The sequence below is a fragment of the Burkholderia sp. LA-2-3-30-S1-D2 genome (assembly GCF_001523915.2).
GTDB classification, from domain to species: Bacteria; Pseudomonadota; Gammaproteobacteria; order Burkholderiales; family Burkholderiaceae; genus Burkholderia; species Burkholderia diffusa.
In genome coordinates this window covers 1,731,383-1,757,740 of the sequence record NZ_CP013384.1, presented here as the reverse complement: position 1 = coordinate 1,757,740, position 26,358 = coordinate 1,731,383, and the positions used below count along the sequence as shown (strand labels likewise).

At 69.5% G+C, this 26,358-nt stretch carries 23 protein-coding genes; 18 read left to right on the top strand and 5 right to left on the bottom strand.

The annotated features are described in order from the left end of the window. Positions 1–126: 126 nt before the first annotated feature. The gene (locus WS66_RS20935) at positions 127–1,311 is read right to left on the bottom strand and encodes an MFS transporter (protein ID WP_059606795.1); all 1,185 of its coding nucleotides are present in this window, start codon (positions 1,309–1,311) and stop codon (positions 127–129) included. A 131-nt stretch (positions 1,312–1,442) separates the two neighbouring features. Here WS66_RS20935 and WS66_RS20930 point away from each other — a divergent pair, with 131 nt between their 5' ends. Continuing rightward, entirely contained in the window at positions 1,443–1,955 is a 513-nt protein-coding gene (locus tag WS66_RS20930) for a MarR family winged helix-turn-helix transcriptional regulator (protein WP_059606796.1), read from the top strand. A 134-nt stretch (positions 1,956–2,089) separates the two neighbouring features. Here the strand turns inward: WS66_RS20930 and WS66_RS20925 are convergent, their stop codons facing one another. The 3 genes from WS66_RS20925 to WS66_RS20915 form a co-directional block, all read right to left on the bottom strand. Then, entirely contained in the window at positions 2,090–2,794 is a 705-nt protein-coding gene (locus WS66_RS20925; protein ID WP_059606798.1) for a glutathione S-transferase N-terminal domain-containing protein, read from the bottom strand. A 215-nt stretch (positions 2,795–3,009) separates the two neighbouring features. Next, positions 3,010–4,134, bottom strand: coding sequence for a porin (locus WS66_RS20920; protein ID WP_059606799.1), 1,125 nt, complete (start codon positions 4,132–4,134; stop codon positions 3,010–3,012). 249 nt (positions 4,135–4,383) lie between these two features. Continuing rightward, positions 4,384–7,077 carry a LuxR C-terminal-related transcriptional regulator gene (locus tag WS66_RS20915; protein WP_059606801.1) on the bottom strand — a complete coding sequence of 898 codons (2,694 nt, stop codon included), beginning with the start codon at positions 7,075–7,077 and terminating at the stop codon, positions 4,384–4,386. Positions 7,078–7,330: 253 nt separating this feature from the next. Here WS66_RS20915 and WS66_RS20910 point away from each other — a divergent pair, with 253 nt between their 5' ends. From WS66_RS20910 to WS66_RS20850, 13 genes are all read left to right on the top strand, one after another. Continuing rightward, positions 7,331–8,227, top strand: a complete 897-nt coding sequence (locus WS66_RS20910) for a universal stress protein (RefSeq protein ID WP_059606803.1) — start codon at positions 7,331–7,333, stop codon at positions 8,225–8,227. A gap of 33 nt (positions 8,228–8,260) precedes the next feature. Beyond that, positions 8,261–9,241, top strand: a complete 981-nt coding sequence (locus tag WS66_RS20905; RefSeq protein WP_059606806.1) for a quinone oxidoreductase family protein — start codon at positions 8,261–8,263, stop codon at positions 9,239–9,241. A gap of 10 nt (positions 9,242–9,251) precedes the next feature. Further along, a complete protein-coding gene (locus WS66_RS20900; protein ID WP_059606808.1) occupies positions 9,252–10,100 on the top strand; it encodes a TauD/TfdA dioxygenase family protein in 849 nt (282 codons plus the stop codon). Positions 10,101–10,219: 119 nt separating this feature from the next. Continuing rightward, positions 10,220–11,275 (top strand): 3-keto-5-aminohexanoate cleavage protein, encoded by a 1,056-nt coding sequence (locus WS66_RS20895; RefSeq protein WP_059606809.1) that lies wholly within the window; start codon positions 10,220–10,222, stop codon positions 11,273–11,275. A 156-nt stretch (positions 11,276–11,431) separates the two neighbouring features. Next, the gene (locus WS66_RS20890; protein ID WP_059606811.1) at positions 11,432–12,760 is read left to right on the top strand and encodes an MFS transporter; all 1,329 of its coding nucleotides are present in this window, start codon (positions 11,432–11,434) and stop codon (positions 12,758–12,760) included. 22 nt (positions 12,761–12,782) lie between these two features. Further along, a complete protein-coding gene (locus WS66_RS20885; RefSeq protein ID WP_059606814.1) occupies positions 12,783–13,358 on the top strand; it encodes an RBBP9/YdeN family alpha/beta hydrolase in 576 nt (191 codons plus the stop codon). A gap of 262 nt (positions 13,359–13,620) precedes the next feature. Then, positions 13,621–14,787 carry an ABC transporter substrate-binding protein gene (locus WS66_RS20880; protein WP_059606816.1) on the top strand — a complete coding sequence of 389 codons (1,167 nt, stop codon included), beginning with the start codon at positions 13,621–13,623 and terminating at the stop codon, positions 14,785–14,787. A gap of 49 nt (positions 14,788–14,836) precedes the next feature. Further along, positions 14,837–15,916, top strand: a complete 1,080-nt coding sequence (locus WS66_RS20875; protein WP_059606818.1) for an ABC transporter ATP-binding protein — start codon at positions 14,837–14,839, stop codon at positions 15,914–15,916. A gap of 46 nt (positions 15,917–15,962) precedes the next feature. Then, entirely contained in the window at positions 15,963–16,835 is an 873-nt protein-coding gene (locus tag WS66_RS20870) for an ABC transporter permease (protein ID WP_059606956.1), read from the top strand. Continuing rightward, positions 16,835–17,758, top strand: coding sequence for an ABC transporter permease (locus tag WS66_RS20865; RefSeq protein WP_059606820.1), 924 nt, complete (start codon positions 16,835–16,837; stop codon positions 17,756–17,758). Before WS66_RS20870 ends, WS66_RS20865 begins: the two co-directional genes overlap by 1 nt. Positions 17,759–17,940: 182 nt before the next feature. Further along, positions 17,941–18,378, top strand: coding sequence for a hypothetical protein (locus WS66_RS20860; protein ID WP_059606958.1), 438 nt, complete (start codon positions 17,941–17,943; stop codon positions 18,376–18,378). A 250-nt stretch (positions 18,379–18,628) separates the two neighbouring features. Beyond that, positions 18,629–18,841, top strand: a complete 213-nt coding sequence (locus tag WS66_RS20855; protein WP_059606822.1) for a hypothetical protein — start codon at positions 18,629–18,631, stop codon at positions 18,839–18,841. Positions 18,842–19,222: 381 nt separating this feature from the next. Next, entirely contained in the window at positions 19,223–20,050 is an 828-nt protein-coding gene (locus WS66_RS20850) for an alpha/beta hydrolase (protein ID WP_059606824.1), read from the top strand. A 70-nt stretch (positions 20,051–20,120) separates the two neighbouring features. Here WS66_RS20850 and WS66_RS20845 read toward each other — a convergent pair whose 3' ends face one another. Beyond that, positions 20,121–21,296, bottom strand: a complete 1,176-nt coding sequence (locus WS66_RS20845) for a hypothetical protein (protein WP_059606826.1) — start codon at positions 21,294–21,296, stop codon at positions 20,121–20,123. Between the two features lie 146 nt (positions 21,297–21,442). Here WS66_RS20845 and WS66_RS20840 point away from each other — a divergent pair, with 146 nt between their 5' ends. From WS66_RS20840 to WS66_RS20825, 4 genes are all read left to right on the top strand, one after another. Next, complete coding sequence (locus WS66_RS20840) at positions 21,443–22,369, top strand: LysR family transcriptional regulator (RefSeq protein WP_059606828.1); 927 nt, start codon at positions 21,443–21,445, stop codon at positions 22,367–22,369. 118 nt (positions 22,370–22,487) lie between these two features. Beyond that, on the top strand, positions 22,488–23,690 hold the full coding sequence (locus WS66_RS20835; RefSeq protein ID WP_059606829.1) for a YbfB/YjiJ family MFS transporter: 1,203 nt from the start codon (positions 22,488–22,490) through the stop codon (positions 23,688–23,690). Continuing rightward, positions 23,687–24,946, top strand: a complete 1,260-nt coding sequence (locus WS66_RS20830) for an MFS transporter (protein ID WP_108064709.1) — start codon at positions 23,687–23,689, stop codon at positions 24,944–24,946. Before WS66_RS20835 ends, WS66_RS20830 begins: the two co-directional genes overlap by 4 nt. A 264-nt stretch (positions 24,947–25,210) precedes the next feature. Next, positions 25,211–26,311, top strand: coding sequence for an NAD(P)H-dependent flavin oxidoreductase (locus tag WS66_RS20825; protein WP_059606831.1), 1,101 nt, complete (start codon positions 25,211–25,213; stop codon positions 26,309–26,311). Positions 26,312–26,358: the final 47 nt, after the last annotated feature.

Genomic DNA, 26,358 nt, shown 5'->3' with positions numbered 1-26,358 from the left:
ACGCCCTCGGTCGAACGGCGTCAACCATGCAATCCGGCGTGACTGAGCAACAACGGGCAACCGCGCGGAGGCCACGATCCGGGTCAACGCCTTCACGCGCAGCGTCCGACCCGCGCCAAGTCTGCGCTAAGCCCGCGCAACACGCCGCGCAAACTGCGGCGCGAACCCCGCCGCCAGCGCGAACAGCACGACGCACAGGCAAGCCATCGCGAGCCACGCGGGCGACAGATCCGCGAGATGCTGGCGCACGATGCCCGCCGCGAACGGAAACAACCCAGCGATCAGATAGCCGACGCCCTGCACGAACCCCGTCAACGACGCCGCATCGGCCGGGGTCGCCGCATGATCGACCGTGACGATCAGCGACAACGGAAACAGCGCGCCGATACCGGCACCCATCAGCAGCGCAGCCGGCAACGCAAGTGCCTCCGGCGCGGCCAGCATCACCAGCAGCCCCGCGAGCAGCGACGCGATCGCCGCGTGCAGCGCGGGCCGGCGATCGGGCAGTCGGTCGATCGTCGCCGAGATCGCCAGCCCCGCGACGACTTCGGCGAGCGTCACGCCGCCGAGCAGGCTGCCGGCCGCGGTCGGCGACCAGCCGAGCCGCATGTAGTATGGCGGCAGCCATGCCAGCACGAGGGTATAGGCGCCCGTCGCGATCCCGAAGAACATCGCGAGTCGCCACGCGCGCGGCGAGCGCGACGGCCGCGCCTGCACCATCGACCCCGACGTCGGCCCGGACACCAGCGCGTCGCCGCCACGGCTGGCCAGCGGCCACGCGAGCGCCGCGACCGCGGCCGGCAGCGCCCAGCCCGCGAGCGCGACCAGCCAGCCCCAGCGGGCCGCGGCCAACGGCGCGACGACGCTCGCGAGCACCGCACCGCCCATGATCGACGTCGAATAGACGCCCATCGCGCCGCCGATCCGCGTCGCGAAATGCGCCTTCACGAATCCCGGCAGCAACGCCTGCACCATCGCGATTCCGAGGCCCGCGCAGCATGCACTCGCGAGCAGCAGCCACGCGTGCTGCGCGCCGATTCGCGACGCGCACGCGAAGCCGATCAGCGCGACGCCCAGCCAGACGCCGCCCGTGATCCCCGTCACGCGCTGCAGCCGGCGCGCGCTCAGCGCGCCCAGCCCCATCAGCAGGATCGGGATCGTGGTCAGCAGGCTCGCCGCGCCGTCGCCGATGCCGGTCGCGCGCTGGATCATGTCGAGCAGCGGACCGATCGCGGCCAGCGCCGGCCGCAGGTTCAGTCCGACCAGCACGATCGCGGCGAGCCGCCATCCGGGGGAAGTGAAGCGATTCATGGAGTGGCCCTCATTATCGGTGCACGACACCTCCGTCAGAGGGCCGCGTGTTTTCATGTAAAGTATCTCGATATCAAGATAAATGCGGATTTATCTCGACGTCAAGATAACTGGTGAGCCGAGGAGGGTTAATGGATCGAGCCGCGCATGCGCTCGCGCAATGGCGCATCGAGCGTCCGGATCTGGATGCGTCGTCGATGCTCGTGATGGGACGGCTGCAGGAGGCCGCGCTGGTGGTCGCACGCGACGGCCTCAATCCGTTGTTCGCGCGCTACGGGATGCAGCCGGGCGAATTCGACGTGCTGGCGACGCTGCGGCGCAGCGGCGCGCCGTTCGCGCTGACGCCGACCGCGCTGTACGACGCGCTGATGATGTCGTCGGGCGGGATGACCGCGCGCATCGACCGGCTGCAGAAGGCCGGTTGGGTCGAGCGCCGGCCGAACCCGGCTGACGGTCGCGGCACGCTCGTCGCGCTGACCGACGCCGGCCGCGCGCTGATCGACGATGCGGTGGCCGCGCACGTCGACAATCAGCGCGCGATGCTGGCCGCGCTGTCGGAGGCCGAGCAGGCGCAACTTTCGGCGTTGCTGGAAAAGCTGCTGGCGGGATTGGGGGAAGCGGCGTCGGCGTCGGCCAAAAAATAGCGCCGCCGAATCGTCACGTCGAATGAACGCAGCGGGCGGAAAACGAAAACACCGAAAGGAAGCGGAAGAATTGCCCGCCGCGCGATGCGGCGGGCCACGCAGAGCGCGGCCGCAGGGCGCGCCCGCTGCGCGGCTCAGCCGCGTGCCGGGATGTTGAGCCCGCGCGCGACGGCCGGACGCGCGACGAACGCATCGAGCGCTCGCGCGACATGCTTGAATTCGGCGAAGCCGACCAGGTCGCCCGCTTCGTAGAAGCCGACGAGGTTACGCACCCACGGGAAGATCGCGATGTCGGCGATCGTGTACGTGTCGCCCATCATCCACTTGCGGTTCGCGAGATGCGCGTCGAGCACGGCGAGCAGACGCTTCGATTCGGCGACGTAGCGGTCGCGCGGACGCTTGTCTTCGTAATCGCGGCCCGCGAACTTGTGGAAGAAGCCCACCTGCCCGAACATCGGGCCGATGCCACCCATCTGGAACATCACCCACTGGATCGTCTCGTACCGGCCCGCGGGATCCTTCGGGATCAACTGGCCCGTCTTGTCCGCGAGATAGATCAGGATCGCGCCGGATTCGAACAGCGGCAGCGGCCGGCCGTCGGGGCCGTTCGGATCGATGATCGCCGGGATCTTGTTGTTCGGGTTCAGCGACAGGAATTCGGGCGACAGCTGGTCGTCGGTGTCGAAGCGCACGAGGTGCGGCTCGTACGGCAGGCCGGTTTCCTCGAGCATGATTGACACCTTGACGCCGTTCGGCGTCGGCAGCGAATACAGCTGCAGACGGTCGGGATGCTGGGCAGGCCATTTCTTCGTGATCGGGAAGGCTGACAGATCGGGCATGGAGATTCGCTCGTCAATGTGGAGGATCCGCGCTCCGCCGTCCTGCCGCGCATCGCTTACCGCCCGTGCCACCGCGGCAGCAACGGGACGAGCACTTCGACAGGCGGGCGGGGCGCGCCGAAAACGCCCACTGTAGCCGATCCCCGCGATCGCTGCAGACGGCGGCCGCGAGCCGTGCCCGGGCGCCGCCGCACGCGCATCGCGTCGCTGCGTCGTCAGAAGTTGTGCCTCAGCCCGAGCATCGCGGCGGTCGTGCCGACGCCGGGAGCGACCGGCTGCCCGTACACGAGCATCTGGTCCATCGTGCCGCGGTTGTTCACGTGGCCGACCTGCGCATACACCATCGTCCGCTTCGACAGGCTGTAGTCGGCCGTGAGCACGACGGCCGTCGACCGGTTCTCGGCGCGGTTGCGGTCCTTCAGGTAGTACACGGCCGAGGCGACCTGCAGCGCGGGCGTGAAGCGATAGCCGACGCCGGCCGACAGCATGTCGAGGTTCACCTTGTCCGCATGCGACGGATTCCGGCCGTTGCCGTACGACGCCGACACCGAGAAATCGCGGATCGTGTATCTCGCGCCGACGTAGACGAAGCGGTTGTTGTCGACGCCGGTCGGCGCGACACCCGGCGCAGGATTCGTGTCGTGGCCGTTGTAGTACACGGCCGACGCATTGAGCCCGTCGTTCGAATACCGCAGCACGACCGACTCGCGCGTGCCGCCCTGGAACTGCCCGGCGACGCCGCCGGGCGCGTATTCGAGCGCGATCGACGCGCCCGCGAACGTCGGCGACTGATAGACGAGCGCGTTGCTGTCGTACAGCGCGCCGATCGCGCCGTTGGTGCTCGTCCCGGGCCAGCCGGCCGCGGTGTTCAGGCCGAGCCACGCGGTCAGCACGCTGCCGAAGAACTGCGCGTTGCGCACGTCGGTGTCGGCCATCGCGTAGATCATCGGCACGATCTGGCGGCCGGCCGTGAATGTGCCGAACGGCCCCGACACGCCGAGCGACGCAACCTGGTTGAAGATCGCGGTGGCGCCCGGCGTGTCGCTCAGCTGCATCCTGCCGGTGCCGCTGTCGAACGAACCCTGCAGCTTGAAGTTGACCTTGTAGCCGCCGCCGAGGTCCTCGCTGCCCTTGATGCCCCAGAAGCTCGAATAGATGCCGCCGTCCTTCATGCGGAACACCTTGCCGGTGTTCGGCGCATTCGGGCTGAACGACGCGGCCGACGTGCTCTGGTACAGCAGGCCCGTGTCGACCACGCCGTACAGCGTGACGGAGGATTGCGCATGCGCGAGCGCCGAACAGCCGGCAAGCGCCGCGAGCGCGGCCAGTTTCGTCTTCATCGAAGTCTCCAGGATCGTAATGGACCGCACGGGATCGAGCCCGGGCGGGTGAAGCGGGGGAAGCATCGAGGCAGGCGGGAAGGCGCATGATGCGACGCCGGTGCGAGCCGTGCGGAAAGGTTACGCAACGGCGCGCGGCCGCTCCCCCCCACGCGCGGGGGGCAGGGTTGCGGAGAATCGAAGGGCGGCCGGCAGCGAGGCTGCTGTCAACGGCAGGGCCAGGCCGCTACAGAGGTGTTCAGGCGGCGTTCAAGGCGCGCTTTCGAGCAATCCGAGCACCAGCGCGCGGCGCACCGCGTGCTTGCGCGAACTGGCGTCGAGCTTGCCGAACAGGTTCTTCAGGTGCCACTTCACGGTTTCCTCGCCGACGGCGAGCGCCACCGCGATCTCCTTGTTCGAGAGGTTGCGCGCGAGCAGTTCGAGAATCGCGCGCTCCTTGGGCGTCAGCACGACGCTCGGCACCGCGCGCGGGCTTGCCGGGCTGCGCGGCGCGGGCGGCACGATGCGCGGCTGCGGCTGCGCGGGCCGCACGGGCCCATCGCCGGCGGGCGCCTCGTCGCCGATGCGGCGCGCCCAGTCGGCGACGGCCGGATGCAAGTCGGCGAGCGTGCGCGTGAGGCCGAACATGTCCGCGAGGTTCATCGCCTCGTCGAGCAGCGCCCGGCCGCCGTGCCCGGACTGGTCGAGCGCGAACGCGCTGAGCGCCATGATCTCGATGCGCTCGCGTCCCATGCTCATCTCGCGCGCCAGCACGGCGGCTTCGTCGAGCGCCGCGCACGCATCGTCCCAGCGGCGCGCGGCCAGCGCGGCACCCGCGTGCGCCGTCGCCTGCAGCAGCACGACGGGACGCCGCCACAGCGGCCCGTGCGACGGAAATTCGGCCGCGGCGATCGCGTCGATGCGCTCGACGAGCGCATGGCAGGTCGCCTCGCGATAGCGCGCCGCGTGAATGCGCACCTGCTCGGCGAGACTCGCGACCGACAGGCGCGGCAGCCGGCGCGCGACACCCATCGCGTCGAGCGTCTCGAGCAGGTCGATCGCGCGATGCTCGACGCCGCGCAGCAGCGCGATGCGCGCGGCGGTGCGATAGCCGAGCAGCACGGTATCGGGCGTGCCCGTGTGTTCGAGCACGTCGAGCCGGTTCGCGAGCAGCGCGGCGGCGTGATCGACGCGATCGGCCTCGTACGCGATCGCCGCGCACATCGCCGCGAGCATGCAGGTCAGCGGATGGCGGCGCCCGAGATCGGCTTCCGCGCGCGCCAGCGCCGGCGACAGTGCATCGTCCGCGAGCCGGATCTGGCCTTCGCGCAGGTAGCTCAGGCCCGTGATCAGCTCGCCCCAGCGCGCGACGTAACCGAACCCGGCCGCCGTCTCGCCGCGCGGCGCGGCCTGCTGGAAGCGGCGCGCCTGCGCCGGTTCGCCGACGATGATCGCGCGCGCCGACAGCCGGTTCGCGTGCATCTGCGCGAGCCACGTCGCCGCCGGCGGCGTGAAGTCGGCCCACGGTTCGAACAGTTCGACGAAGCGATCGATTTCATCGGCGTAATACGCGGCCGCGCTGAGGATCAGCGCGCATTCGTAGCGCATCGCGGCCGGCGTGCCGGGGTCGGCCAGGATGCCCGCGATCTGGCGCTGCGCCTCGACATGGCGCTCGCCGAGCGCCAGCGCCCAGGCGACCGCGATCCGCAGCGTCGGACGCTTGTCGAGTTCCGCGTCGGGCAGCAGCGCAAGCCAGTCGAGCACGTCGTTGATGCGGCCCTGCTTGATCGCGTCCTCGAGGCAGCGCTGCGCAAGCGCGTATGCCGTGTCGAACTGGCCGGCCGCATACGCGTGGCGCGCGGCTTCCTCCGTCATCCCGTGCGCGTCGAGCCACGCGGCCGCGCGTGCGTGCAGCGCGCTGCGCTCGGCGTCCGGGCTCGCCGCGAGGCGGTCGCGCAACGTATCGCGCACGAGCGGATGCAGCCGGCACCAGTCGGAATCGTCCGACGCGATGAACAGCGGCGTGTCGCGCGCGAGCCGCGCGAGACGGTCGGGGGCGTTTGCGTCGTCGAGCAGCGCGGCGCACAGCGACGGATGCAGGCGGTCGGCGACGCTCGTGCGCGTGAGGAACGCGGTGTCGTCGGCCGACAAATTCGCGAGTAGCAGCTCGACGAGCCGGTCGCGGGTGCCGTCCATCCGCGCGGCAAGCGCGTCGACGGCCTGTCGCGGATCGGCCGAGCGTGCCATCGCGGCCATCGCGAGCTGCAGCCCGAGCGGCCAGCCGTCGACACGTTCGAACAGGCGCGCGCACGCGTCGGCGTCGACCCGCTGCGCAAAGCGCGCGCCGACCAGCGCGATCGTCTCGTCGAGCGTGAAGCGCAGCCAGTCGGGGCCCGCGAGCGTGCATTGCCCGCCGGCGAGCAGGTCGCCGGCCGCACGATCGAGCCCGCGCCGGGCCGCGACGACCACCCGCAGGTTCTGCGGCGCGTTGTGCAGCACGTAGGTCAGCGCATCGAGGCCGGCGGGCGGCAGCCGCTCCGCGTCGTCGACGATCAGCAGCGCGTCGATCGACAGTTGCGCGACTTCGGCCAGCCACGCGGTCAGCCCCTCCAGCGCGCGGGCGGTACCGTCCGGAATCAGGCGCCCGAAGCCGGGCCGCGCGCAACCGGTGCGCACCGCCTGCACGAGCCCCTGCAGCAGGCGCGGTGCGTCGTCGCGCTCGTCGGCGGACAGCCACACGACGGCACGGCCCAGTGCAAGGGATTCGCGGCGCCATTGCGCGAGCAGCGAGGTCTTGCCGTAGCCGGCCGGCGCCTGCACGAGCGTGACGGGCCGCGCGTCGAACGCCGGCGCGGCAAGGCTCAGCCGCGCACGCGCGAGCAACTGCGCCGGCACGCGCGGCGCGGTCGTCTTCAGCACGAGTTCGGTGGGGGGCGCGTCGGCGCGATCGGGTGGGTGGGCCATCGGGGCAGGAGTGGGAATCCGGCGATGCCGTGCGGGCCAGCGTCCGGGGTGGGCGTGGGGGAAGGATCGACCGAACCGCGTTCGCGCGTCAATCCCCCCCGCGACGAGTGGGGCCGCACCGCCGTCCGGTCGATAGCATGGGTTCCGATGCGTGATGAACGCAACCGACGAATGCAACGAGGAGGGACCATGAACATCGTATCGACCGGCGCGCGACGCAGCGCACCGAGCGCCGGATAAGCGGAGCGGCACGATGTATCGCCATCTGCTCGTGACGGTCGACGGCGTGCCCGGCGGCATCGATGCGATCGGCCATGCGCTCGAACTGGCGCGTGCGGTCGGTGCGCGGGTCACGTTCGTGCTGTCCGCCGCCGCGCCGGACTCGCGTTTATCCGGAGCGCGGATGCCGGAACACGGTGCGAAAGTGGAAGCCGCCGCACGGGCGCAGGGCCTGTCCCATGCGATCGCGGTGGCCGGCGACACCTCACCCGCCACGCTCGCCGGCGAGCTCGGCTGCGACCTGATCGGCGTCGCGGCGCTGCCGCATGATTGCGGCGCCGCCGCAGCCGCGCAACGGCGGGTGCTGCTGGCGACGAGCGGCGTACCGGTGCTCGTGTGCCCGGCGCGGCGTGCGCCGGCCGAGGCACGCGTGATGGCCCGCTGTCTCGCGGCGCATCGCGCGCTCGGCGAGCGGCTGCAGGCACTGACGATGGCGAGCGAGGACCCGGACGCGGCCAGGCGGCCGACCGCCGACGCGCACGGCCCGCTGGCGGCGCTGGCATCCCTCGCGGCGCTGCAGAACGCGCGCTTCGGCGCGTCCGCCGAAGCACGACTGTTCGCGGCATTGCGCATGCGGGCGGAGAGCACCGCGGCCGAACTCGACGAGCTCGACCGCCAGCGGCGCCGCGATGCGCACGCTCTCGACGCGCTGGCGCGGCTCGCCGCCGACGGGTTGCCGTCGGCCGCGTTCGATGCCGCGCTCGCCGACTACGCGCGCGGCGCGTTCGAGCAGATGGGGCGCATGGAAGGCGTGATTTTCCCGGCCGCGCGGCGCTACCTGGGCGACGCCGACTGGAACGAACTGGACACGCCCCCGGCGAGCGGCGCAGCCGCGACGACGCCGGGCGCGGACGAACCCGACGATGCGTGACGCGCATCCGACTGAATACTTACGGAGAACAAGATGGCACATGCAGTGCGATTCCACGAAACCGGCGGCCCCGACGTGCTGCGCTGGGAAGCGGTCGAAGTCGGCGAGCCGGGTGCTGGGCAGGTTCGCCTGCGGCACGAGGCCGTCGGCCTGAATTTCGCCGACACGTATTTCCGCAGCGGCCTGTACCCGGTTCCGCTGCCGGCGGGCATCGGCGTCGAGGCGGCCGGTGTTGTCGAGGCCGTCGGCCCCGGCGTGACGAACGTCGCCGTCGGCGATCGCGTGACCTACACGGGCTTCCTCAACACGCTCGGCGCGTACAGCACCGAACGGCTGATTCCGGCCGCGCCCCTCGTGAAGCTGCCCGCCGGCATCGCATGCGAAACGGCCGCCGCGATGACGATGCGCGGGCTGACGTCGGCCTACCTGCTGCGCCGCATCCACGCGTTCGCGCCGGGCGACACGATCCTGCTGCATGCGGCCGCGGGCGGCGTCGGGCTGATCGTGTCGCAATGGGCGAAGCTGCTCGGGCTCACGGTGATCGGCACCGTGTCGAGCGAACACAAGGCCGCGGTCGCCCGCGCACACGGCTGCGACCACACGATCGACTACAGCCGCGAGGACGTCGCGAAACGCGTGCGCGAACTGACGGACGGCGTCGGCGTCGACGTCGTGTTCGACAGCGTCGGCCGCGACACCTTCGAAGGCTCGCTCGATTCGCTGAAGCGGCGCGGGCTGATGGTCTGCGTCGGCACCGCGTCGGGCCCGATCCCGCCGTTCGACCCGCAGCGCCTCGCGATGAAGGGCTCGCTGTACCTGACGCGCCCGGCGCTGGCCGACTACATTGCCGATCCAGCCGAAAAGAACGACCTGGCCGGCGAACTGTTCGCGCACGTCGCAGCCGGCCGCATCAAGATCGAGATCAACCAGCGCTATGCGCTGCAGGACGCCGCGCAGGCGCACCGCGATCTCGAATCACGCAAGACGACCGGTTCGTCGGTGTTCATCGTCTGAGGAGACGCGCATGCGAGTCGAACCCCTGACCTGCGCGATCGGCGCGGAACTGCTGGACGTGAGCCTCGCCGACGCCGTGCACGACGACGGCCTGTTCGCCGAGATCCGCGCGCAGCTGCTGCGTCATCGCGTGCTGTTCCTGCGCGACCAGGACATCACGCGCGCCGAGCACGTCGCGTTCGCGCGGCGTTTCGGCGAGCTCGAGGATCATCCGGTCGCCGGCAGCGATCCCGAGCACCCGGGGCTCGTGCGGATCTACAAGTCGCCCGACCAGCCGAACGACCGCTACGAGAATGCGTGGCACAGCGATGCGAGCTGGCGCGTGGCGCCGCCGCTCGGCTGCGTGCTGCGTTGCGTCGAGGGTCCGCCGGTTGGCGGCGACACGATGTGGGCGAACATGGTGCTCGCATACGAACGCCTGCCGGAGTATGTGAAGCAGCAGATCGACGACTTGCGCGCGCGCCACAGCATCGAGGCGACCTTCGGCGCGGCGATGCCGATCGACAAGCGCCTCGCGCTGAAGGCGCAGTACCCGGACGCCGAGCATCCGGTCGTGCGCACGCATCCCGAAACCGGCGAGAAGGTGCTGTACGTGAACGCGTTCACGACGCATTTCACGAACTTCCACACACCCGCTCGCGTGCGTGTCGGGCAGGACGCGAATCCCGGCGCTGGCCAGCTGCTGCAGTACCTGATCAGCCAGGCCTATATCCCCGAATACCAGGTGCGCTGGCGCTGGAAGAAGAACAGCGTCGCGATCTGGGACAACCGCAGCACGCAGCATTACGCGGTGATGGACTACCCGCCGTGCGTGCGCAGGATGGAGCGCGCGGGCATCGTCGGCGACGTGCCGTTCTGAGCGCGCCCGCACCGTAACCGATCCGCAACGACGCAACAACGCGCCGGGCCGCCCGCCCGGCGCGACGGGATACGCACGCCCGTACACCCCGAACACAACGATTCCATCTGGAGGACGACATGCAATTTCTCGACGATTCGCTGCACCCGGAAAACCAGGACAAGGTAGTCATCACGGTCGCGCCGTACGGCCCCGAATGGATGCCCGCGGACTTTCCGGAAGACATTCCGGTGACGATGGACGAGCACGTGCAGAAGGCCGTCGACTGCTACAACGCGGGCGCGACGGTGCTGCACCTGCATGTGCGCGAGCTCGACGGCAAGGGCAGCAAGCGGCTGTCGAAATTCAACGAGCTGCTCGGCCGGCTGCGCGAGGCGGTGCCCGACATGATCCTGCAGGTCGGCGGCTCGATCTCGTTCGCGCCGGAAGGCGACGGCGCGGAAGCGAAATGGCTGTCCGACGACACGCGCCACATGCTCGCCGAGCTGACGCCGAAGCCCGACCAGGTGACGGTCGCGATCAACACCGTGCAGATGAACATCACCGAGCTGATGAACCGCAAGGACATCGCCGGCACGTCGCTGAACGAAGCCGCGTTGTGGGACGCGTACCGCGAGATGACCGTGCCGGCCGGCCCCGGCTGGGTCGACGAGCACCTGCGCCGGCTGCAGGCGGCCGGCATCCAGCCGCATTTCCAGCTCACCGGCATGCACGCGCTGGAAACGCTCGAACGGATCATCCGCCGCGGCGTCTATCGCGGCCCGCTGAACGTCACGTGGGTCGGCATCGGTGGCGGTTTCGACGGCCCGAACCCGTACAACTTCATGGAATTCGTGCGGCGCTGCCCGGACGGCGCGTGCATCACGCTCGAATCGCTGATGAAGAACGTGCTGCCGATCAACACGGTCGCGATGGCGCTGGGGCTGCATCCGCGCTGCGGGATCGAGGACACGATCATCGACCAGAAGGGCAACCGGATGACGTCGGTGCAGCAGGTCGAGCAGTGCGTGCGGATCGCGCGCGAACTCGGCCGCGACATCGCGACCGGCAAGGAGGCGAAGGCGATCTACCGGATCGGCGTGCAGTACGACGGCGTCGACGAGACGCTCGCGCAGCTCGGGATGGCGCCGAACCGCCGGCCGGGCCAGGTGAACGTGCCGCTGCGCGCGGCCTGACGCACCGCGCATCCGGGTGGCGCGCCAGCGCCGCCCGCCGATCGATGTGGCGCGGCACCCACCCTCGCGCGGTGCGCGAGGCAAGCTCCGACGAACGGAGCGGGGCCGCGCAAGCCGCGCCGGCGCATTGCCGCACCGGTGCCGGAGGAGACACGCATGCTGATTCATCACGTCGAGCCGTCGCTGCAGGACGTGGCGGCCACCGGGCGGCGCGCGCCGGCCTATGCCTGGCTCGTGTTCGGGCTGACCGTCGGTCTGCTGCTGTCGGACTACATGTCGCGGCAGGTGCTCAATGCCGTGTTTCCGCTGCTGAAGCACGCGTGGGGACTGTCGGACACGCAGCTCGGTTCGCTGTCGGGCGTCGTCGCGCTGCTCGTCGGGCTGTTGACGTTTCCGCTGTCGGTGCTCGCCGACCGCTTCGGCCGCGTACGCAGCATCGTGCTGATGGCCGCGCTGTGGAGCGTCGCGACGCTCGGATGCGCACTGTCGACCAACTACGCCGAAATGCTCGTGGCGCGCGGGCTCGTCGGCCTCGGCGAAGCCGCGTACGGCAGCGTCGGCGTCGCGCTGATCCTCAGCATCTTTCCGGCGCGCCTACGCGCGACGCTGACCGGCGCGTTCATGGCCGGCGGCGCGTTCGGCTCCGTGTTCGGGATGGCGCTCGGCGGGCTCGTCGGCGCGCATCTCGGCTGGCGCTGGTCGTTCGGCGTGATGGCGGCGCTCGGCATCGTGCTGCTCGTCGCGTATCGCTGCGTCGTGACCGAACGGCGGCTCGCCGCTTATCGCATCGAACCGTGCCGGCGCGACGCCAGCGCGCCGCGCGACCTGCGCGGCAGCGTGCGCGCGCTGATGTCGGGGTTGTTCGCATCCCGTTCGGTGATCTGCGCGTACGTCGGCAGCGGGCTGCACCTGTTCGTGCCCGGCGCGCTGTTCGCCTGGTTGCCGAGCTACCTGAACCGCTATTACGCGATGGCGCCGGACCGCGCCGCCGTGCTTGCGGCCGGCTTCGTGCTGCTGTCGGGCGTCGGGATGGTCGGCTGCGGGATCGTCACCGACCGCGTCGGCAAGACCGAAGGCAAGCGCAAGTGGCTGACCGCGATCGCGTATTGCGTGCTGACGGGAGTGTGCCTCGCGGTCGCGTTCCGGCTGCCGCCCGGGCCGCTGCAACTCGCACTGATCTGCGCGGGCATGCTGGTCGGCGCGGGTGCGTCGGGCGCATCGGGCGCGATGGTCGCGAACCTCACGCCGGCCGCGATCCACGCATCGGCTTTCGCGACGCTCACGCTCGCCAACAACCTGCTCGGCATGGCGCCGGGCCCGCTGCTGACGGGGTGGGTTGCCGATCGCACCGGCCTCGTCGGCGCATTGCAATGGATTCCCGCCGTGCCGCTCGCGGCCGCCGTGCTGTTCGCGATCGGACGCGCGAGCTACGCGGCCGATATCGCGCGCGTCGAACGCGAACGGCGCGCGTCACACCTTTCCTGAACCGAACCCTCCCGGAGGCAGCATGACCCTGGCGACCGCGCCCACCATCCTGATCGTGCCCGGCTTGCGCGATCACGTCGAAGATCATTGGCAGACGCATCTGCAACGGCGCCTGCCGAACGCTCGCGCCGTCGCGCCGCTCGAAGCCGACAAGCTGAGCCGCGCCGCGCGCGTCGCGGCGCTCGATGCGGCTTTGGCCGCGATCGACGGCCCCGTGATCCTCGTCGCACACAGCGCGGGTGTCACGATCGCCGTGCATTGGGCATTGCAGGCCACGCGTGCCATCGATGGCGCGCTGCTCGCCGCGCCGGCCGATCTCGATACGCCGATGCCCGCAGGCTATCCGACACCGGATGCGCTCGACGCGCACGGCTGGACGCCGGTGCCGACCCGGCCGCTGCCGTTTCCGAGCATCGTGGCCGCGAGCCGCAACGATCCGCTCGCGCGATTCGAACGAACGCAGGCGCTGGCGGCAGGATGGGGCAGCCGGCTCGTCGATCTCGGCGAAGTCGGACACCTGAACCCGGCGTCCGGGTACGGCGAGTGGCGGGATGCGGAGCGGCTGATCGGGGAGGTGATCGCACTCCGTGCGGCCTGAGCGGTGTCTGCAACGCGCCGCGCACGATTTCACGCCGGCGCGTCCGTCGGAACCGATTTCGGTTCAGCGTCCGTTGATATACGACGTCCTAACATGCTACCTATCCGTCGCAACGGCCAATAAGCAAATCCTCGACAAACGGAAGGTGTTTGTTAGGGAAATTCCCGCCCCGCGCGTGTCGGTTTTTTGTTGACCGACATCGTATAACGCCGTCATGATTTCCCGAAAGAACGGTCCCATCCACCGACCGAAGCGAGGAGACATGAACACCACCACGATCGCGCGCCGTGTTCGCCGGATCGCCCTGGCGCTGGGCCTGACGCTGTCGGCCGCGGCCGCCGTCGCGGCTCCCGTATCGCTGAATGTCGTCGACGTCGCGGGCAACCTGCAGCTCACGCAGAAGGCCATCGAGGCGTTCAAGGAGAAGAACCCGAATCTCGTCTCGAACGTGACGTTCACGAACGCGCCCGCGCCGCAGTTGCCGGGCAAGATCAAGGCGATGCAGGCGGCGGGACGCGCCGACATCGACCTCGTGCTGACGGGCACCGACGCGCTGGCCGCCGGCATCGAGCAGAACCTGTGGCTGAAGCTGCTGCCCGACAACGCGGGCGCGTTTCCCGGCGTGCTCGACAGATACGCGCCCGGCCCGCGCAAGATGCAGGACCTCGCGCAGGGCTTCGGTCTCGAAGTGACCTACATGCCGGCCGGCCCGCTGCTCGAATACAACCCGGCCAAGGTCAGCGATCCGCCGAAGACGCCCGACCAGCTGCTCGCGTGGTGCAAGGCGCATCCGAACAAGCTGATCTACGCGCGCCCGGCGAACTCGGGCCCCGGCCGCACCTTCCTGATGGGGCTGCCGTACGTGCTCGGCGACAAGAACCCGCAGGACCCGATCAACGGCTGGGACAAGACCTGGGCGTTCCTGAAGCAGCTCAACGACTGCGTGCCGTACTACCCGGGCGGCACGTCGGCCGTGATGAAGGAGCTCGGAGAAGGCACGCGCGACATGACGGTGACCGTCACCGGCTGGGACCTCAACCCGCGCGCGCTCGGCATCGTGCCGGCCGAGTTCAGGATCCAGGCATTCGACAACATGACGTGGGTCAACGATGCGCACTTCATGGTGATTCCGAAGGGCGTGGCGAAGGACAAGCTCGACGTGCTGTTCAAGCTGATGAACTTCCTGCTCGAACCGGCGCAGCAGGCGATGACCTACGACGACGGCTACTTCTATCCGGGCCCGGCGGTGAAGGGCGTGACGCTCGAGATGGCGCCCGCGCACAGCCAGGAGGTGATCAGGAAGTTCGGCCGCCCCGAATACGCGAAGCTGCTCGCGGATCGCCCGCACGTGCAGCCGCTCAACGCCCAGGCGATGGTCGCCGCGTTCCAGAAGTGGGACCGCGAGATCGGTTCGCAGAAGTCGAAATGACGCATGAACCCGCGGGCGCCGCGGCGCCCGCGCCGACGGAGTTCGCGTAATGAAGCACAGTTTCGAACGGTTGCGGCTCGACGGCGTGTGCCGCAGCTTCACCAATGCGGAGGGCGCGCAGGTCGCCGCACTGAACGGGCTCGATCTCGACATCAGGCGCGGCGAGTTCATCGCGCTGCTCGGCCCGTCGGGCTGCGGCAAGTCGACCGCGCTGAACTGCATCGCCGGGCTGCAGCCGCTCACGAGCGGCGGCATCTGGCTCGACGACACGCGCATCGACGTGTTGCCGCCCGAGCGCCGCGGCTTCGGCATGGTGTTCCAGAACTACGCGCTGTTTCCGCACATGTCGGTGCTCGAGAACGTCGGCTTCGGGCTGAAGATGCGCGGCGTGCCGAAGCAGGAAGCGCGGCGGCGCGCGCAGCAGGCACTCGAACTCGTGCAGCTCGTCGGCCACGAGGGCAAGCTGCCCGGGCAACTGTCGGGCGGGCAGCAGCAGCGCGTCGCGATCGCGCGCGCGATCGTCATCGAGCCGCCGCTCGTGCTGATGGACGAGCCGCTGTCGAACCTCGACACGAAGCTGCGCATCGAGATGCGTGCCGAGATCCGCCGCATCCACACGCAGCTCGAACGCGCGACGATCTACGTGACGCACGACCAGGACGAAGCGCTGTCGATGGCCGACCGGATCGTCGTGATGAAGGAGGGCGTCGTGCAGCAGGTGGCGTCGCCGAAAGACGTGTACACGCGCCCGCACAACCTGCACGTCGCACGCTTCATGGGCTATCGCAACGTGCTGCCGTTCACGCTCGAAGGGATGGCCGGCGACTACGTGCACGTCACCGCGGCCGGCGTGCGCATCACCGGTGTGCCGATGGCCGGTTTCGACGGCAAGGACGTCGTGGTCGCGCTGCGCCCCGACGACATCGAGCGTGCGGAAGAGGGCGCCGACAACGCATTCGACGCGACCGTCGAAACGGTCGAATACGGCGGCCGCGACTCACTCATCCGCGTGATCACGCCGTTCGGCCCGATCTGGGCGCGGGTCGCCGGCGAATTCGCCGAGGGCGAGCGGTTGCGGTTGCGCGTGGCGCCGGCGCGCACGCTCGTCTATGCGGGCGACGCACCATGAACGGCCGCTGCGCCGCGTGCACGGCAGCGCGCTGCCCGGAGGCCGCATGAGCACGCTCGCGACAGGCGGCGCGCCGCGTGACGCGAAGGCGTGGCTCGTCACGCCGGCGATCGCGTTCATCGTCGCGCTGTTCATCTATCCGTTCGCGTACGGCCTCGTGCTGTCGTTCCAGCCGATGAACGGCGGCGGCGCGCTCGCAAACTACGTGCAGTTCTTCACCGACACCGCGATGTGGCCGACCGTGCTCGTCACGCTGAAGCTCGCGGTGCCGGCGACGCTGATCAACGTCGGCATCTCGGTGCCCGTCGCGTTCGCGCTGCGCCGCAACTCGCCGTACCAGAAGCTCGTCACGACGCTGCTCGTGATTCCGGTCACGCTCGGCACGGTGCTGGTCGCCGACGGGATGCTCACGTATTTCGGACCGAACGGCTGGTTTCCGCAGGCGCTTCAGGGGCTGCACCTGTACACGGACGAAGTGCGCCTCACGCACAATTATTGGGGCGTCCTGCTGTCGCTGATCGTGTCGGGCTTTCCGTTCGCGTTCCTGCTGATGCTGTCGTACATCAGCGGCATCGACCCGACGCTCGCGCGCGCCGCGGCCACGCTCGGCGCGAACCCGTGGCAGCAGTTCCGGCGGATCTACCTGCCGCTGCTCGTGCCGGGGCTGACGATGGCCGCGTGCCTGTCGTTCGTGCAGGCGTTCTCGGTATTCCCGTCGGCCGTGCTCCTCGGCGCGCCGGCCGGGCCGACGCGCGTGATCTCGATCGCGGCCGCCGAAGCCGCGTTCGAGAGCTACGACTATTCGCTCGCATCGGCGATCGCGATCGTGATGGGCTTCGTGCAGTTGCTGGTGGTCGCGTCGATGCTCGGCGCGCGCCGCTTCTTCTATACCGGTCCGGTCACGGGGGGCAAGGGCTGATGGCGACCGACAATCATGCGGCGCCGGCGTGGCCGCCGAAGCATAGCCCGCCCGGCGCGCAGCCCGTCAACGCGATGAAGCCGCGGAAACTACGCGACAGCCTCGCCGGCCGCGCGTGGAAGGCGCTCGTATGGGGGCTGATGGCGTTCTTCCTGCTGAACGTGATGCTGCTGATCGCGACGGTCGCGGTGAACTCGGTCGCGACACGCTGGTTCGGCACGCCGCTGCCGCAGGGCTTCACGCTGCACTGGTATGCGAAGGCGTGGGAAGACTTCCAGCTCGCCAGCGTGCTGTGGGTGACCGTCGAAGTCGTCGGCGCGGTCGTGCTGCTGTCGGTCGCGCTCGGCGTGCCAGCCGCCTACGCGCTCGCGCGCGTGCAGTTCCGCGGCAAGCGCTTCGCGCTGCTGGTGTTCCTGCTGCCGCTGATGGTGCCGCCCGTCACGTACGGGATCCCGATGGCGACCGTGATGTACAAGGTCGGGCTCGCGGGCACGCTGCCAGGCGTGATCCTCGCGAACCTCGTGCCGGCGCTGCCGTTCGTGATCCTCGTGATGACGCCGTTCATCGAGCAGATCGATCCGAATCTCGAAGCCGCCGCGCGCATCTTCGGCGCGAACACGTGGCGCTATTTCCGCTACGTTCTGCTGCCGCTGCTGGTGCCCGGCATGCTCGCGGCGGGGCTGCTCGTGCTGGTGCGCACGATCGGGATGTTCGAGCTGACCTTCTTCACCGCGGGCCCCAGCACGCAGACGCTCGTCGTCGCGCTGTATTACGCGGTGTTCTCGACGGGCGTGCGCGCGCCGCAGTCGATCGACGCGATGGCGATGATCTACATGGCCATTACGCTCGTGTGGGTCGTGATCGCGCTGCAGTTCGTGAGCCCGACGCAGCTCGTGAGTCGCGTGAAGCAGGAGCGGCAGTAGGCGCGCACGAAAGCGGCGGGACAGCGGGGCGTTCGCATCATTCACGCCGTCCGTGCAATTGGTTACAAATGGATACCGCGAACGACGCGCGGACGTTGCAGACTACGCGGCATACCGGCTCGGCGATGCGCTCACTGGCATCGCTGCGTGCCACCCGACGTTCACCCGATTCGCGGAGTTCCATGAAGTTTCCCACGCTGCTGACGCTCGGCTGTGCCGCCACGCTGCTCGCCGCCTGCCACCTGCTCCACGACGGCCCCGGATCGAGCGACGTCAATGCCGCGGTGCGCCGCGCGCTCGAAGCGGAAAACCACGGCGGCCTGAACGCGCTGTTCGGCCAGCCGCTGCCCGTGTCGGCCGACGTGATCTCGGCGAAGCCCGCCGGCGACTGCAGGAAGGCCGGCGAACGCACCTACGCGTGCGACGTCGTGATCACCTGGCGCAACAGCGATTACACGCCGTCGCGCGCGAACCTGACCTTCGTGCAGGCCGCCGACGGTTCGTGGCAGACCTCGGGCGTCGACGCCGCCATCGCGACCGGCGCCGCCAAGTCGCTGATCGACAAGATCGGCAAGGCATGGCCTGGCAATGCGGCCAGCGGCGCGTCGGCACCGCAATGACGCGCCGGCGACGGGCTTCGTCACCGCTGCTGCCGAAATGCCGTGCGGACGATGCGTGTGGCACCGTCGCCTGCCTTCCTTTGAAGGCAACCGTTATCCCGTCTTGTCCGATGCATGAACCCTGCGTAACGGGGAAAAAGGGCGCAAACACGGCCTGCCATCGGTCGAAGCCATCCTCGGTATGCGGACTGGAATATAGGGAAAACCCTTAATTCGAGATATAATCGCGGGCTAGAAGAAAGGTCGAACCATGCCCGAACGTTTCCAATCTCTCGAAAAATTTCTGTTCTCCCTGGTCGTGATGTCCGCGGTCTTCTGCTCCGCATTCCTCGCGTACGAGCGTCACCCCGAGATCAAGATCGCGCTGCACGAAGGCGAAGCGCTGATGCGCGAAAGCGCCAAGTATTCGGTGATCTGCTCGCCGTCCAAGGTCGATCCTTGCGTCGAGATGTCCGCTTACTGAGCCTCGTCTCCCGCTGACGCACCGCGCTGCTTCCCGCCGACACGCGTCGGCGGCGCGCATCGCGCACCCGCGCGCACCGGTTCCGGTCGCGCATCGCCTGAACTGAACCCCGCTTCACCGATTCCCGGATTCCGCTGCGGCGAGCGTCATGCCGCTTCATCACGCCGGTGCGCTCGTTCGCGCATGCGCCGGCACGATGTGCGTGCTGCTCGACAGTCCTTCGCCGAAAGCGGACAGGCGCACGCCGCCCCCGCCGATTCCGGATAGCCGGCGCCTGTTGCGCTGCGCATAATGGTGCAACGGCGTCGGCCCGCCTGGCGCCTTCGTAGCGTGGCACCGCGACTGTCCCGCGCATCCGCAATCCGACCCGGCGCTTCCCGAATGACGATCCTCTATCGCGGCATGGACCGCGCGGCGCTCGACGCCGCCTACCTGAACACGAAGGCCATTCCCGATTTCCCCGCGGTGCTCGCGTCCTGCCAGGCACGCAGCGCAGCGCTTTACGATGCGACGCCCGGGCAGCGCGACCTGCGTTACGGTGCGCGTCCTGCGCAGCGCTTCGACTGGTTGCGGTGCTGCCGGCCCGACGCGCCGCTGTTCGTGTTCATTCACGGCGGCTACTGGCAGCACTGCGCGAAAGAGGATTTCGCGTACGCGGCCGCCGGGCCGCTCGCACGCGGCTTCGACGTCGTGCTCGCCGAATACACGCTCGCACCGACCGCATCGATGACCGACATCGTCGGCGAGATCGGCGCGTTGCTCGACCATCTCGCGGCCGACCCCGACGGCATCGGCACCGCAGGACGACCGATCCACCTGAGCGGTCACTCGGCCGGCGGCCACCTGACGGCCATGCATCGCGCGCATCCGGCCGTCGTGTCTGCGCTCGCGATCAGCCCGCTCGTCGATCTCGAACCGATCTCGCTGTGCGTGCTCGACGACAAGCTGAAGCTCACCGCGCAGGAGATCACCGCATACAGTCCACTGCTTCACATCGGGCCCGGCGCACCGACCGTCGTCGCGGTCGGCGCGGCCGAGCTGCCGGAACTCGTGCGCCACGCGCACGAATACGCGGACGCATGCGAAGCGGCCGGCGAACGGATCGCACGGGCATGGCTACCCGGCATGCAGCACTTCACGGTGCTCGACGATCTCGCGAAACCGGGGAGCGCGATGCTCGCTGCGTTGCAGGCGGTCGCGCCGCATTGACCGCGCCGTATTGCGTCGCGTCGCGTGATTTCGCGCCGCGCGCGGCCGGGTAGGGCCGCCGCATTGCTGCTCATTGCGACGCGCACGGATCAGGGCATCCGGCCGTCGCCGTCAGACCGGCATCGACATCGGGGGCAGGGGCGGCGTCGGCGCCTTGCTGGCGGACCGTATCCGACGCCACTGCCTGCAACCTTGCTGCCATGTCCGGCGCGATGCCGAGCTGCGCGGCCGCTTGCTCCCGCGGGCCAAACGTACGGACGTCGACACCGGCGATCTGCTGAAACAGCACGAGCGCGCTCAGGTAAGCGCCCAGCACGCCCGGATGCAGATAGTCTGGCCGCGAGATCGGCGGGTCGTTCTGCGCGCGCATGCCGTACCACAGCAGCGGCGCGCCGGACGGCGCGTACGGGTCGGGATCGGCGACGCCGGTCGTCCACGCGCGCTGCCACGCGCGGCCGACCGGCACGACGGCGGCGATGGACGGATCGCCCCGGCGCGAGCCATCGAACGCATCGCGATATGCGGCGACGAGCGCGGTGAGGCGATCGACGTAGCGCGCGTGAAAACCGACGCTATCCGGCTCGCCCGCTAGCGCTTTCGCGAGATCGGCACGTGGCCAGGTTTCATATAGATAAACACGCACTTGCGGCGCCGCCGCGCGAATGCCGCGTGCGAGCTTCGCGACGCTCGCACGGAAACCGGCCGGATCGCTGGCGCGGCTGTGCGTGAGCGCGAACGGCAGAGGCTTCGCGCTCAGTTCCTGCAGGACCACCACATCCCACGTGGGCCGGTCGATCACGTCCGATGCGACGCGGTCATGTTTCGCGAGACTCGTCGCCGACATCGCTTCCAGATGAACCTCGAAGTCGAGTCCGGCGTCGGCGGCGAAGCGCGCGAAAATCCCCGGAATCCCGCCCCACGGGCCCGGCTCGCGTTCGGCGCGGGCCCCGGTCTGCCCGAAGTTTTCGTCGACGACCCGCGCGGTGCCGCCAACCTCCTTGCTGCCGGGCCGCATCGCGCCGTACGAACGCACGGGCGTGTAACGGCCGTGCGTGAGGCTGTCGCCAACGAACAGGATGCGTTGCGGCGTGCGCATTGCCGGTACGGGCGACCCGCCCGGCAAGTGCGTGGCTTCCGTGGCCGAGGTGGCCGTCGCCGGCCCGACGACCAGCAACGCCACGACGCACGTCAGTGCGGAACGCAAGATCGGGCAACAGAACGAGGGCATGGCGGGCATTTCAGTCATCGCGGGGTTTCGGAGGACGCGTGGCCGCAGTATTTCACGAAGCGGCACGGCGAGGCCGACCACGCATCGCGGGACGCGTACGGTAGACTGCTCGCTGGCTTTTTCCCGCCGCCAATGACACGACCACTCGCGCACGCTCACACGCCATGGACCGAATCGATGCGATGAAGGTGTTCGTCGCCACGCTGGACGAGGGCAGTCTCGCTGGCGCGAGCCGCCGTCTCGGCCGCTCGCCGGCGGCAGTCAGCCGCGCGATCGCGTTTCTCGAGGAGCACACGGGCACCGCGCTGCTGTACCGGACCACCCGTACGATTCGCCTCAGCGAAGCCGGTGAACGCTACGCCGCAGCGTGCCGCCGCATCCTCGCGGATCTCGAGGAAGCGGACATGCTGATCGCCGACGAACGCTCGGCGCCGCGCGGCCTGCTGACGATCACGGCTCCGGTCGCCGCCGGCGAGGACGTGCTGCGCGCGCTCATCGACGAATTCATCGACCGCCATCCGGCCGTGTCGATTCGCCTGCAACTGCTCGACCGTCCCGTCAGCCTGATCGACGAAGGAATCGACGTCGCGCTGCGCATCGCACATCTGGCGGATTCGACGCTCGTCGCGATTCCGGTGGGCGCGGTGCGGCGCGTCGTCGTCGCGTCACCCGACTATCTGGCGAAGCATCCGCCGATCACCGCGCCGGCCGATCTCGCACGGCACCGGATCATCTCGATGACCCACTTCGGGCTCGATTCATGGAGCTTCCCGCCGTCGGGCCAGTCGGCGCTGCCGCAGGTGGTCCAGTTCGCGCCGCGCTTCATCGTCAATACGATCCGCGGCGCGCTCGCATCGGCGCTCGCCGGCCACGGCGTCACGCGCCTCTTCTCGTATCACGTCGCCGAGCAGGTTCGGGACGGTGCGCTGCGAATCGTGCTGCGCGACTGCGAACATGCGCCGCTGCCGATTCACGTCGTCACGCCTTACGGACGGCTGTCGGTGCCGAAAGTGCGGACGTTCGTCGATTTCGCCGCGCCACGATTGCGCGAGCACTTCGCACGGCTGGCCACCATCACCGACGAAGATTGAACCGATCTGCGGAAGAATGGCTTCCGCAACGCGTGGATTCTCCCGACACCCGGTTCAATCTAGACTTCCTTCAACCGACGGGCGCGTATGCGTCCGCCCAGCGAATGGAGGTCCTTCAATGCAACAAGCGCTTCTCGACCGGCAGAACGCCCCCGCGTTCAACGTGTGGCGCGGCACGGTGTCCGGTGCCAGTGCGAGCCTGATCGGCATCGGTCTGGCACGATTTGCGTATACGCCGCTGCTGCCCGCGATCATCGGCGCGCACTGGTTTCCCGCGTCGACGGCCGCCTATCTGGGTGCGGCCAACCTCGGCGGCTATCTGGCCGGTGCGCTGGTCGCCGGCGCGCTCGCGCGCCGCGCCGGCTCGACCGCCGTGCTGCGCGCGATGATGCTGCTCGCGACGCTTGCGTTCGTCGCGTGCGCGGTGCCCGTGTCGTTCCTGTGGTTCTTCGTCTGGCGCTTTGCGTCCGGCCTGTCCGGCGGCGCGCTGATGGTGCTCGCCGCGCCGGCGATCCTCACGCATGTGCCGCCGGCGCGCCGCGGTTTCGCGAGCGGCGGCATCTTCACGGGAATCGGTCTCGGCATCGCGGCGTCGGGCACGATCGTGCCGATCCTGCTGCGGCAGAGTCTCACCGCGACGTGGCTGGGGCTCGCGATCGTGTCGCTGCTGTTGACCGCCGTCGCGTGGCGCGGCTGGCCGGCTGACGATGCGCCGCCTGCGGCCGTCGCGTCGGCGGCCACGCACGCGCGCAACCTCCCGACCGGCAGCCTGCGCGCGCTGTACGTCGAATACGGGCTCAACGCGGTCGGGCTGGTCCCGCACATGATCTTCCTCGTCGACTACGTAGCGCGCGGACTCGACAAGGGCGTGGACGCGGGCGCGCAGTACTGGGTGCTGTACGGTCTCGGTGCGATCGTCGGGCCGCTCGCGTGCGGGCATCTCGCCGATCGAGCGGGATTCGGTCGCGCACTGCGTATTGCATTCGCGATCGAGGCCGTCGCCGTCGTGCTGCCGCTGCTCGGGATGGGGCCCGCCGCGCTGATCGTATCGAGCGTGCTGGTCGGCGCGTTCACGCCCGGCATCGTACCGCTCGCACTCGGCCGCGTGAATGAACTGCTCGCACATCATCCGTCGGTTGCGAAACGCGCATGGCGCAGTGCGACGACCAGCTTCGCGATCATGCAGGCGATGGCTGCCTACGGCCTGTCGTACCTGTTCGCCTCGAGCGGCGGTCGATACGAAACGCTGTTCGCCGTCGGGGCCGCCGCGCTGCTGCTGGCGCTCGCGGTCGACGTCGTCGCATCAGCGAGGGCGCGATGAGCACGACCATCCAGACACCTGACACGGCGCGCGCTGGCCGGTCCGCCGCCAGCTATGCCGAACGGAACGCGCGCTACTGGCAGCGCAATCTCGCCGTGTGCGTGTTCGGCTCGTTCACGACGCTCGTCAGCCTGAGCATGCTGCTGCCGTTCCTGCCGCTATACGTGCGGCAGCTCGGCGTCGATGCGCAATCGGCCGTGATCGAGTGGTCCGGCGTCGCCTTCGGCGCGACGTTTCTCGGCACCGCAGTCACCGCGCCGCTGTGGGGCCGCCTCGCGGATCGCTTTGGCCGCAAACCAATGCTCGTGCGCGCTGCGCTCGGAATGGCAGTCGTGATGTCGCTGATCGGCGTTGCGCACAACGTTCAGGAACTCGTCGCACTGAGGCTCGTCGCCGGGCTCGTCGGCGGCTATGCATCGGCATCGACCGTGATGGTGGGCACGCAGGCACCGCGCGAACGCGCGGGCTGGGCACTCGGCATCCTGTCGACCGGTGCACTCGCGGGCAACCTCGTCGGGCCGCTCGTCGGCGGCTTGCTGCCGGGCTGGCTCGGCATCCGCGGGACATTTTTCGCGGGTGGGGCGATGATCGCCGTCGCCGCGCTGCTGACGATCCTGCTCGTGAAGGAGGACTTTCACGCGGACACCGACGCACTGACGCGACACGCCCGCGCAACGACCGCGGACACGGCACGGCGCACCGATCTTGCGGCGGTCGCCGCGCTCCTGGTGACGGCAATGATGGTCCTGCTCGCGAACATGTCGATCGAGCCGATCATCACGGTCTATATCGGCGGGCTCGGCGTCGACGGCAGTCACCTGGCGCGCGTCGCCGGCGTCGTGATGGCCTGTTCCGCGCTGGGCAGCATGCTGACCGCCGCGCGGCTCGGCGCGCTCGCCGACCGGATCGGCAGCTGGAATGTCATCGTCGGCTGCCTGCTGCTGACCGCGCTCGCAATGGTGCCGCAGGCATTCGTCTCGCACTGGTGGCAACTCGCGGCACTGCGCGTGCTGATGGGGATGACGCTCGCCGGGCTGCTGCCGTCGATCGGCAAGCTGGTCCGGCAGTCCGTCGACGAGCGCGCGACGGGCCAGATGCTCGGCTACCTGCAATCCGCGCAGTTCGGCGGGCAGGTGATCGGCCCCGTGATCGGCGGACAGATCGGCGTCGCGCTCGGCCTGCATGCGGTGTTCTTCGTGACAGCCGCGCTACTGACGGCCTGCGCGGGGCTCGCCTATCGGGTACGCAGGCGATAGAAGCAAGTTGGGCTGGCGCGTGGGCGGCAGGCCGGCGTAGCATGGGCGCGGTTGCCGGGGGCTGTTTCGCGCACCGTTCGGATGCGCCTCGCGCCGCGCGACGGCCGCGTCATTGCCCGATCGGCCGCCGAGTTCGACACCGCTTTCCCGTGACCGGCTCCGCGCGACGCGCCGTGAACATGCCGTATACCGGACCCGACCCAGCAGCTTCGGCCCGCATCTGGCCGCAGCATTCCGATCCCGGACGTTGCAGGAGGCAACGACATGAATCGACCGACCGACAACCGGACGCTGTTGCGCACGCTCGGCATCCGCACCCCGATCATCCAGGCGCCGATGGCCGGCGTCAGCACGCCCGCGCTGGCGGCCGCCGTGTCGAATGCGGGCGGGCTCGGCTCGCTGGGCGTCGGCGCGACGAACGCCGACGGCGCGCGCACGATGATCCGCGACACGCGCGCGCTCACCGACCGGCCGTTCAATATCAATCTGTTCTGCCACCGGCCGGCCCGCGCCGACGCCGCCGTCGAACGCGCGTGGCTTGAGTGGCTCGCACCCGCGTTCCGCGAACAGGGCGCGACGCCGCCGGCGTCGTTGTCGGAGATCTACACGAGCTTCGTCGCGGACGATGCAATGCTCGCGATGCTGGTCGAAGAAAAACCTGCGGTCGTCAGCTTTCATTTCGGGTTGCCGTCCGATGAGGCCATCGCCGTGCTGAAGCGCGCGGGCATCACGCTGTTCGCGTCCGCGACGAATCCCGACGAAGCCCGGCAGATCGCCGCGGCCGGCATCGACGCGATCGTTGCGCAGGGCATCGAAGCCGGCGGGCACCGCGGCATATTCGACTCGACGCCGCACGACGACCGGCTCGGCACGTTCGCCCTGACGCGACTGCTGGTGCGCGAATGTGCGTTGCCGGTGATCGCCGCGGGCGGCATCATGGACGGCGACGGCATCGCCGCGGCGCTCGCGCTCGGTGCGCAGGCCGCGCAGCTCGGCACCGCCTTCGTCGCGTGCCCGGAGACGTCGATCGACGACGGTTATCGCCGCGCGATCCTCGGCGACGCAGCGCGCCGCACGACATTGACGACCGCGATCTCCGGACGGATCGCGCGTGGCATCGCGAACCGGCTGACCGCGCTCGGCGACGATCCGCACGCACCGGCCACGCCCGCCTATCCGATCGCATACGACGCGGGCAAGGCACTGCATGCGGCTGCGAAGGCGAACGGCGAGTTCGGCTACGGCGCGCAATGGGCCGGGCAAGCGGCGCCGCTCGTCCGGTCGCTGCCGGCGACCGAACTATTCGCGACGCTCGAGCGCGAGACACGGGTGGCCATCGCACGGTTACAGCACGCACTTGACTGATTTCGCGGCCGCACGCGGTGCGCCGGCGTTCGGCGAATGCGCCGCAA